Source organism: Carboxylicivirga sp. (assembly GCF_982718395.1).
This window is the reverse complement of sequence record NZ_CEXQWX010000028.1, coordinates 38,988-49,769: the sequence shown is the minus strand read 5'-3', so window position 1 is coordinate 49,769 and position 10,782 is coordinate 38,988. Positions and strand designations below refer to the sequence as shown.

Annotated in this window: 6 protein-coding genes; all 6 read right to left on the bottom strand. The window is 39.8% G+C overall.

The annotated features are described in order from the left end of the window. Positions 1 to 238, bottom strand: a 238-nt coding sequence (locus AC4MRQ_RS07630) for a beta-N-acetylhexosaminidase family protein (RefSeq protein WP_491197068.1), incomplete at its 3' end; no start/stop codon positions are given. A 19-nt stretch (positions 239 to 257) separates the two neighbouring features. Continuing rightward, positions 258 to 2,957 carry a glycoside hydrolase family 2 protein gene (locus AC4MRQ_RS07625; protein ID WP_491197067.1) on the bottom strand — a complete coding sequence of 900 codons (2,700 nt, stop codon included), beginning with the start codon at positions 2,955 to 2,957 and terminating at the stop codon, positions 258 to 260. Positions 2,958 to 3,001: 44 nt separating this feature from the next. Further along, a complete protein-coding gene (locus AC4MRQ_RS07620) occupies positions 3,002 to 3,988 on the bottom strand; it encodes a phosphatidylinositol-specific phospholipase C1-like protein (RefSeq protein WP_491197066.1) in 987 nt (328 codons plus the stop codon). Between the two features lie 79 nt (positions 3,989 to 4,067). Beyond that, positions 4,068 to 6,275, bottom strand: coding sequence for an alpha-galactosidase (locus tag AC4MRQ_RS07615; RefSeq protein ID WP_491197065.1), 2,208 nt, complete (start codon positions 6,273 to 6,275; stop codon positions 4,068 to 4,070). A gap of 19 nt (positions 6,276 to 6,294) precedes the next feature. Next, entirely contained in the window at positions 6,295 to 8,712 is a 2,418-nt protein-coding gene (locus AC4MRQ_RS07610; RefSeq protein ID WP_491197064.1) for a DUF4982 domain-containing protein, read from the bottom strand. 356 nt (positions 8,713 to 9,068) lie between these two features. Beyond that, positions 9,069 to 10,688, bottom strand: a complete 1,620-nt coding sequence (locus AC4MRQ_RS07605; RefSeq protein ID WP_491197063.1) for a glycoside hydrolase family 31 protein — start codon at positions 10,686 to 10,688, stop codon at positions 9,069 to 9,071. Positions 10,689 to 10,782 lie beyond the last annotated feature (94 nt).

The following is a 10,782-nucleotide window of genomic DNA, read 5'->3' as shown; positions in this document are numbered from 1 at the left end:
CGTCGTCCTTTAACTTTATCTTCTTGTTGGCATAGCGCTTCAAGGCATCTTTAAAATAACTGACACACCCTTTTAATTCACTTGAGTTATATCCTATAAACAGCTCATTTGCAAACTCAAACTGTCCTTTCTCAACATGAATTTCGTTGGGTTTGGGGATAATATGATACGTGTTTTCCTGCGAATATCCTTTAGCCGTCAACAGGATAATTGCCAGTGCAATGGTAATCCTTCTCATAGACAATTGTACTGCTTCATTAATTTCTACCACCTTCAAACTCATCCTGACCACGCTCTGTTTCTTTTAATCTAATGGCGTTCAGTTCCTTTTCTAAAAGTTGTATTTTCTTTTGCAAGGCTTCCTTTTCAACATCCGTGCTCATGACATTTTTATTGCTATTAACTTCGCTCCCTACTTCATTGTAGATAAAGTTATTATCTGATGTTTGACTTTCAAAAACAATTTCTCCTCCAACCGGTGAGTTAATACCCTGATCAACAAGATTAGCTTTGATCTTAACCTTACCAGCCTCCAAAGTGGAACGAACCAATATGGGCGCGGTTCCCCATTCCAGTTTCTTTGGATTCGACAGTATCTCACTGTTTGAAATCAGTTCACCTTCTCCCTCAATTTCAAATTGGATATCTGATTTATTTAGGCGTTTTACAATCCCGTCCTGATCAACCATAGAAGCTACAACTCGTACAAAGTCGGTTCCATTAGCTAATAGTGGCAAACCGTTATTTTCAACCGATAATTGTATTTTGGATGGACGTTTGGCAGGCATTCGTTTAAATCGTGTCACCACTTTTCCATTGATCAATCCTTCAGCTATAAAGCTGGCTTGTTTTTGTTTTTTGGCACGATGCAGATTTTTAACATCAATAAAGCTGAACACATCCTTGAACACCACCATGGGGTGAGGCATTGATAATCCCAGATCGGCCACCTTCTGCACCAATGTATCTTCCTCGTAAACAATCAGACGGACTTCGTCGCAATTGGTAAATACAGTCACATCGGATTCCGAGATGGGCGACATTTCATGGGCGATGTAAATCATCGGATCATTGGTTTCTGAAACATCTCTTTGGCTGGCAAACAGGTAATAAGAATATTTGGGCTGGCGGAAGACATCGGTGATACCACCATAAAAGGTATCGGGGTGATAACCCCGCTGGTGATCAAACGAGTGCCATAATGTACCGCCTATATGTTGAGCAGGTGTACTGTACAGAGATTCCCAACTCGTGTACACATAGTCCGGATTAGCATAGTGCTTCGCCTGAACCAGCTGTGCCCTTTCACCCCAGCCGCGCACTATCCGGCTTGGTGAATTGTGTGAATTCCAGTCGTCAACACAATCGCCCCACTCACGGGTAAATACACACCGCTCTTCATTTGAATAATCGAATTCCAGTTTTTTGCGGTTAGCTGCCGTATTATCTTTTACATTACGGTAGAATTCACTCCGGTAGGGATGCGAGTAAATTACATCAAAATGCTCCTGCCCTTTTGCATGCGAATCACAAACCGTATAAGCTCCCTGATAAGGATATTCCTGGTGAACCAAGTCATGTGCCTGCTTTGCAAAATCATTTGGGTACCAGGTTTCATTAAGAATCGGTTCCCACATAATCACGCAGGCATAGTTACGATCACGCCTGACCATATTCCTTACATCTCTGAAAACGCGCTGTTTGAAAATTGGTTTATCATTCCAAAATTGCCATCCCGGAGTAGCCACAATATAGAACATGCCCAATTCGTCGCAAGCTTCCATAAAGGCAGGGTCAACCGGATAGTGTGCTGCTCGTACAATGTCACAACCGGCATCTTTCAGTAATCTGGCATCGCGCCATTGGGCATTGTTGGGAAGTGCATTACCCACTACTGCATAATCCTGGTGGCGATTGGCACCAATCAGTTTTCCCGGATAGGGTTTGTTATTTAAATAGAAGCCATCTTTACCTCTGAATTCAATTTTTCGAATACCTACTCTTGATGCAACACCATCGATGCGTTCTTCTTTTGAGCTGCTGACGATTACTTCAAGGCGATACAAGTGTGGCGACCAAGGTGTCCATAATTCAGGATCAGGCACCAACATATTGGCTTTAAGCTGTTGGGATTGATTGCCCTTAATACTAATTGTTTGTTCAAATTCCGCAACCTTTTCCCCATTCGGATTTTTAAGCCTCATTAACACTGATACCTTCTTCGTTCGGCGTCCGTCGTTTTGCAGATCTACATTTGCAACTACCGTGGCCTGCTTTTCAGATAAATTCTCAACATGGGTAAAGATACCGCCACCGGCCACCTTATCTGCATCAATGGCATTGCTGACATAAACTGTATTTGTAGCAGTTAACCACACATCACGGTAAATGCCACCGAAATAAGAGAAATCCAGAACTTCCTGAGGTTTTCCCGGCGGGTAATCAGGATCATTACTGTTATCGGTCCATACGGCTAAAACATTATTTTGATCTGTCTTGACTTTTCCAGTCAGGTTAACAGAGAATGGTAAATAACCACCGTAGTTCTCATCTACTAACTCACCGTTCAGCCACACTTTGCATTTACCCATTACTCCTTCGAAATGCAAACGTAATACTTTATCGACTATATTTGCCGGCACGTTAAAATGTTTCCGGTACCAGACCTCTCCCTGGTAGTTATTGCTGCCACTGGCTTCTTCTGATATCAACTCAAGCCCGTGAGGACAATTAACAACCTGCCAGTTTGAATCATCGAAATCTGTCAATTGAGCATCTTTAGCAGCTCCTTTGATAAATCGCCAGCCAATATTAAAATCAAAAACATCGCGACCGCTATCTTTGACCTCCCAAAATCCGGCTTTTGAAAATTCAGGTGTATTATTATTGGCAAAAACGTTAACGTTAATCGCCAATAACAGCGTTAATATGAGATAAGTAGTTGGTGTGATTTTCATAGATATTTTATTAATAGTTCAATACCTGAAACTATGCTGATTAATTATTTCTTTAAGCGTTCGTACCTGTTCTTTTCAAAGCTTACTACAAATGAAGATTCGAATAATTCAGATTTGATATAATAGTCGGTTGATATAATCTGTGCGCCAGATGCTTTGGCCTTTTCAAAGCGGGTATAATCATTTATACGGGCTTCCCTAGTATCGGCATCAGCTCGTGTGCGAACGATATATCCCTTTTTAACCAACTGCTTAATTTTATCAAAATCCCTAACCGGATCATTAATAACCATAATGGCTGCCTCTGAATTTCCTTCGGGAAGATTTACGAATAAACAAGCATCTTTCAAATCTGGATAAGCCTTTAGATAACGTTTTGTTTTCTCCTGACTTTCATCTAATACAAATAGGAAGCGGTTTCGAACCTTATCTAATTCGGGCCATCCTTTCGTTAAAACAGCTTCCTCCAATGTGATATGATCACCTCGTACCAGATCCGGAGTAATCAACTGTTCGGGCGAGAATACCTCTTTGATTTCACGATCAATACTGGCCAGTGCTTCAGTAGAAAATGGTAATACCGGATGTAATTGACCTACTTGCTGATCTTTGGCATTCATTAGAATAATAATTGGCATGTGTCCAACATTATTCATCGACCAGGTTTTCATCACCTCCAACTGCTCTTTAAACAAAACATGGTGACTTCTAAAATCAACATCCTGAATATGCATCACCTTCAATCCTGGTTCCAAAAGTTTCTTCTCTTGATCAAAAACTTCTGACTCAATGCCCTTTCCTTTTAAAATTTCCAACCCTAATGGATTGCTAAAGTGGCCTCCTTTGGGATCATAAAACACATCAATTTCAAAACTTCTAAGGCCGAGCTTTAACTGCTCCGCCATGGATATATGTCCATATTGTAAAGCCATGGCCTGAGCTGAATCAATGTCATAAACATGTTGCCAAAGAGCTTCTTCTATGGGTAGTTTATATGAATTATGACTTCCAATAAGCTGAATCTCATTCATGGTATATTGATTACAGCCGGTTAAAAAACAAGCTGTTATCGTTATATAATAAAGGAACAATTTAAACATTGTGAGGAATTTAATTGATAGCTTTCACTTCCAACACCACACTGGATTTTTGGGTGCTCAATCCTGTGTTAATACCAACTTTCATCAAAAAATCGCCGGAATAAACCTTTTCTCTTATGGAATGTGAAGGATTAAAAACATTAATTTCTCTTACCCTGTATTGTTTATTGGCATCCAATCCATCTAAAGCAACAGGTTCGGTAGAAGTCTTTATTGCAAAACGATCATCAACCAGGTAGTTAAAAACAATGGCTTCAGTTTTATCCTGTTTCACATACATCAGCGCAGCCTGACTGTTTTTATAAGGGTTAAGCAAACGATATAAATCTCCGTGCCACACAATATGCTCAAATTGATTGTAGTTACTAATGGCTTTCTTACTAAAACTTAGTTCGTCTTCACTTAGTTTATTTGCTTCAATATCGAAACCTAATTTACCCATACTACACACATCAATCTTGTATTTTAAAGAACAGTTACTCCAATTGGTTACATGACTATCGGTTACAATTGAAGGGAAGAAGTAAGAGTAATTCCACTGCATGTATACACGTTCCAATGGGTCAGTATCATCACTTGGCCAAAACTCTGTGAAATACTTCAATAACTCATAATCTCCGCGGCCTCCTCCACCTGAGCAAAGCATCATGGGTACTTTCTCGTATTTGGCCCTTAATCTTTGTAATACTTTGTATAAACCGTGAACATATTCAACATACAGATGCGACTGAGGTAAACCTTTTCGCTCCAGGTATGGCGAATGAGCATTAAAAATAACCGCATTGCAGTCCCATTTAATAAAAGCCAGTTCCGGATTTTTGGTAAATAAATTATCTACCACATCAAATACAAAATCCTGTACATCCGGGTTGGACATGTCGAGCACCAGTTGATTACGAAAATATATTTCAGGTCTTTGTGGTTGTTTAATTACCCAATCTGGGTGTTTTTCGTACAGTTCACTTTTTGGATTAACCATCTCCGGCTCAATCCAAATTCCAAATTTGACACCAGCTTTATGTGCTTCTTTCACCAGATAACCTATCCCATCCGGCAATTTCTTTTTATTCTCCTGCCAGTCACCTAAACCAGCCACATCACCATTTCGAGGATATTTATTTCCAAACCACCCATCATCTAATAAAAACAAGTCAACACCCAGGTCATTGGCATCTTTAAAAAGTTCTACCAGCTTTTCCTGATTAAAATCAAAATACGTAGCTTCCCAGTTGTTTAGCAGTGTCATACGCTCTCCCTGTCCATCCAGCACCTGATATTTTCGGGCCCATGAATGTAAATTACGACTGGCAACTCCTGTTCCCTGATGTGATACTGCATAAATCAATGAAGGTGTCTTAAAAACTTCTCCTTTAGGTAGAAGGTATTCAGAGTTATAATCATTAATTCCAGAAATAAACCGAAGGTTATCATACGAATCCAATTCAAACTCGAGCTTAAAATTACCGCACCAGGCCAACTGCCCAAGCATTACCGTTCCTTCTGTCTCTGATGCCGGCTGATCAAAGGCCAGTATAAAATTAGGGGACTTTAATAGCAAGGCACGCGCTCCTAACTTTGATTCCACCGATTTTATGTCACGTCCAAGCTTCGTCTCGTTAGGCTGCATTTCTTTTGCCCATTCATTATCAAAAGTGGTTAAATAAAATTCCTTGTTAGTGAAGTACATATTTGCAGAACTATACTTTTGAAGACGAATCGGTTTCTTTTCCTGATGTTGAATTTCTGCCCATTGCTCAATGACATCCTCCTTAACAAACACTTTATAAAACAAAGTAACCTGAACGGGATATACCGGATCTTTCAGCACAATTGAAGTCAACTTAACATTTGCATCAACTTGCAGAACCTCATGACTTACATACTCTAATTCCAATGAACGATTACCATCAGAATGGACAATCTGAATAGCTGGTTCTGAAATATTCCATGTCCCAGCTGGAGTATAAGTACCGTTAGTTATTCCAATATGCCTATCAGTAAAGCGGTACGTTTCATAAACTGATGCGTAATCCTGTTCATGTGCCAATGGTTCACCAAAATAGATTGTTCTAAGCCGTTTATCCTTATCCGTTTGTAATACCAGTGCGTTGTTTTTTGACAGTATCGGAATGATTGTTTTTTGAGCTCTCACTCCGAATGAGTTGATTATTAACACGAATGTTAACACCCCTACAGTTTGCAATATGATTTTATTCATAAGATTCTGGCTTTGTATTCTATTTTGAACTTAGATTTAGACTGGCTGACTTTAATCCCTTGCCACCTACATTTACTTTAATATTACCTGCATCTTCAGTTGATTTTACTAATATCACCAGCTTACCGTTAAATAACTTCATGTGTGGCTCGTGAAATATCTCCAGAGAGGTGGCATCTCCATTACAGGCAGCCCGGTATTCTCCTGCTCCACTTACTCTAAATTTCAATGAGTTGGCGGCTTGCGGACATAAATACCCATCTTTATCGTGTACAGATACAGTTATATAACACAAGTCTTCTCCGTTTGCTTCCAACACTTTTTTATCGGGATTTAATTTAATTTGATATGGCTTACCGGCTGTTTGAACTTCTTGCTCTGCCAATGGTCTATTATTTTCATCCAATGCCACCACTTTTATTACACCCGGCTCATACTTTACATCCATCCATCTTAAGCGGTAACGATCCAGACGTGAATTCTTATCTTTCACCTTTATTCCATGGCTTTTTCCATTAACGAAAAGCTCAGCCCGATCATAATTGGTATAAACAAACACAGGTGTTACTTCCCCTTCACGTCCCTGCCAATTCCAATGTGGTAAAATGTGTAAGGTCTCATCATCCTCATTCCAGATGCTTCGATACATGTAGTAACGATCCTTAGGCAATCCGGCTAAGTCACAAATACCAAAATATGAACTTCGCGAAGGCCAATAGTTATCGTAAGGCGTGGGTTCTCCCAAATAATCAAACCCGGTCCAAACAAATTGACCAATTACCCATGGTTTATCTTCCTGCATGGCGAAATCCTCATCGGGTATGTTAGACCAATTACACGACTCCAGATCATAAGATGAGCATTGTAGATCGTCATGCACAGTCATCTTTGCTTCTTCTACAGGAAATTTATAAACTCCACGAGAGCTGATGGTTGATGCTGTTTCTGATCCCAATATCATTCCTTGTGGAAAACGCTCATAAGCTTCTTCATAAAGGTGAACGCGATAATTTAATCCAGGGATGTCTGTAATGGCACCAAAACCGGTTGCCATAACGGCCTTCACCTGATCCATTCCAACCGTTACCGGGCGTGTCGGATCCTCGCGGTGAAAAATATCCTGCAGCCATTTGGCACGTTTTACACCTTCATTACCCCATTGATCAGGCACTTCATTACCTGAACTCCACATGACAATACAAGGATGATTACGGGTAGCCCTTACCAGATTGACCACATCTTTTTCGGCCCATTCGTTAAACCAAAGGTTATAACCATTTTTTACTTTTGGTTTCTCCCATTCATCAAAGCTCTCGACTAAAAACAGAAAGCCCATTTCATCGCATAATTCTAATTGCTCGATGGAAGGCATATTGTGAGATGAACGAATGGCATCGCATCCCATATCTTTCAAAATCTGCAACTGACGACGCAAAGCCGAGCGGTTAATGGCGGCTCCCAATGGGCCTAAATCATGGTGCAAACAAACACCTTTGAACTTTCGAACTTTACCATTCAACGAAAAGCCTACTCCTGCTTCATATTTTACATCTCTCACCCCAAATCGAATGCTTTGCTCATCTACCATTTCATTGCCTTTATATAACTGGCATTTCACATAGTACAAATTGGGGCTTTCGGGACTCCATAACTTTGGCTTGATCAACGAAAGATTCTGTTCCATTAACTCTCCAAACTGTTCGGTACTTTCCTTTTTTGATACAATTTGACCATTAGCATCAATAATCGTCGAAACCAAGCGCATATCCGATCCGGTAACAGCTGCCTTAATATTTACCTTGGCAAGCTCATCAGATATAAATGGTGTAGTTACGAAAGTACCCCATTTTTGGAAACATTCTTTATTTTTAATCTCAAGCGTTACTTTTCGATACAGGCCAGCACCGGGATACCATCGTGATGCAAATTCCGTGTTTTCCAATCGTATGGCCAGCAGGTTTGCACCTTCTTTTAGTTCCTCTGTAATATCGAAATAGAAATAGCTGTAACCATATGGCCTGTTTCCAACTTTTTTACCATTAACAAATACCTCGGCATTGCTCATGGCACCATCGAACTGCAATAAAACCTTTTGCTTATCGCTTAACTGATCGAGATCAAAAGATTTGCGATACCAGCCTACCCCAATGTGAGGCAAAGCACCTGTTCTACCTGTTTTTTCAGTTGCTTGTTTTTCTCCATTTTGAGTGATAGCTACAACCTGTTTGTCAATGTCTTTATTGAAAGGTCCGTAAATAGCCCAGTCGTGAGGTACACTCACACTTTCCCACTGTGAATCGTTGTAGTTGGTTTGGTGTGCTCCTTCAACATCTTCGTTAATGAATCTCCAGTCCTTTTTCAATAAGATATTTGTTCGCTGACTGTAACCATTTAAAGCAACAACCAATGCAAATGCTATAGTACAAATAAGCTTCATGTTATAATATTTTCAAACAGTATACTTACTTCTTAAAATCCTGAATCCTGGTGTTCTCTGTTCGTTAAATCCAGGTATAAAAAGCACTAGCAAATCTATAATTAGTATAAATGAACCAGGTTTAAAATTCAACCTAAAAAGTAGAAAAATCTTTCAAGCTTATTTAGATTCCTAATTACCTTAATTCCGCCCACAGAATTTTACAGCCCGCAGATAGCGCTGATTTTTGCAGATGTTAGTTTCACTCCTGAGAAGATGAGAATCTGCGAGAATCAGCGTAATCTGCAGAAAAAAATCAGGCAGAATAATACCACCTGATTGCTACTTTATAATCATTTGAAAATTGATATGAACAACTATTGCTTTTCAAAATACAATAGTTCATCCAGCGCAACATCAAAGCTTTTGATTTTACCTCCACGAACAATTTTGCCATTCGGTAATTTCCATTTTCCCTTGGGTAAATGAACCATTCTACTTCTTGCATTTTGTTTTACAACAGGCGCTACCAGTATTTTCTCTCCCAACATAAATTGATCCTTTATTTTGGCAAATCCCTGTTGTGGATAGTTGTATTCCATAGGTCGCATAATAGGTTCACCTGTTTTTGCGGCATCCTTTGCTAGTTTCAAGATGTAATCCTTATAATTCTGGCGAATATCCACTGCACCTTTTACAGCCTTTTGATGCTGCTCGTCTAAAATACGCCATGGAGCCACTGAGAATTGCATCATTGGCATTAAGGCATGACATTGGGCCGACCGAACAACTAACTCCTGATCGATAACTGCACCATCCAAAAATGATGTGTATTGGCCTCCACCGATCATATCAGGGCACGAGAAGGGGTATCCCATTATACCTTCAACTAACATTTGAGGTATCAGCCAGTTTAAGTGATGCCAACTATGGTCTTTATCATGCAGTCGTTCGGCCAGAGGCTGTCCACCCATTTTCCACATAGCCCGGTACTCATTTAATGGAAAATCCAATCCTATTTCACCATACAATTGGGAGTGATCGTTGGGTGATAATCCATTCAGATTAACATTGCCTGTATAAAAGCGTGCATCGCCTGCATCCAGCTTAAAACCATCAACACCATAATCATCAACCAAACGTTGCAATTCTGCTTTAAACCATTCTTGTGCTTTGGGATTGGAAAGATCCAGTAAAGCACTAACACCATTCCACCACCGAATCATAGCTGGTCTGCCGGTATCATCCTTCAAAAAATAACCCTTACTTTCCAGTTCGCGGTACACATCACAATCGGGACTCACAAACGGACAAACCCATAACATAACCTTATATCCCATGTCATGCAATTCATCCATCATGGCCTTGGGGTCATCAAACCGTCCTTCATGAAAATTCCATTTCCCATAATCTTCCTGCCAGTTATCATCAATCATCAAAACCCCGGCTGGATAACCATTCTGACGGATATCTTTTGCATATCTTAAAATATCATTCTGATTTTGATCGTACATCAATTCAATCCAGGTATTGTACTGTGGTGCTGTAAAAAGCAATTCATCGGGCATCTTTCCTGATGGAGGGAAATAGTTTTTACTAGCCATTTGATAGGCGTCTCGTAAACCTCCAGCCACTTTATTTATGAGTATTTCTGATCTGCTCGAAACAATTAACTTATCTGCCGTATTTTTAATCTTCAGTGGCTCTTCACTCCAGATAAGGTCACCCTGATCGGATAAAATCAAAGGTTGTACCTGGTTTCCGTAACCCACACCCCAAGTATCAATTTCAATATTTCTATCGAATGGCATCTGATGCCCTTTGCCGATGATTCCCATCCACCAAATGCTTCCACTTTCTTTTTCTATCTCTTTAGTGTGCGTTATGTTTCCGGATTTTTTCTGACTTATTCCCTCAGTTTGTGCATTAGGAGTTCGTTGTCCGAAACCATTCAGAGCAAAGATTAATACGAGTGCAATGGTGCTAACAAACTTCATATCTTTATTATTTTCAATTTTTTATAAAAACATTATGAATAAATAAAACCTTATTCTTTAGCAAAGCTATCAGATTGATGATTGAAGCTGGTTC

Coding starts and splice junctions, on each gene's coding strand:
- AC4MRQ_RS07610 (WP_491197064.1), bottom strand. CDS start 8,712: ATGAAGCTTATTTGTACTATAGCATTTGCATTGGTTGTTGCTTTAAAT.
- AC4MRQ_RS07605 (WP_491197063.1), bottom strand. CDS start 10,688: ATGAAGTTTGTTAGCACCATTGCACTCGTATTAATCTTTGCTCTGAAT.
- AC4MRQ_RS07620 (WP_491197066.1), bottom strand. CDS start 3,988: ATGAATGAGATTCAGCTTATTGGAAGTCATAATTCATATAAACTACCC.
- AC4MRQ_RS07625 (WP_491197067.1), bottom strand. CDS start 2,957: ATGAAAATCACACCAACTACTTATCTCATATTAACGCTGTTATTGGCG.
- AC4MRQ_RS07615 (WP_491197065.1), bottom strand. CDS start 6,275: ATGAATAAAATCATATTGCAAACTGTAGGGGTGTTAACATTCGTGTTA.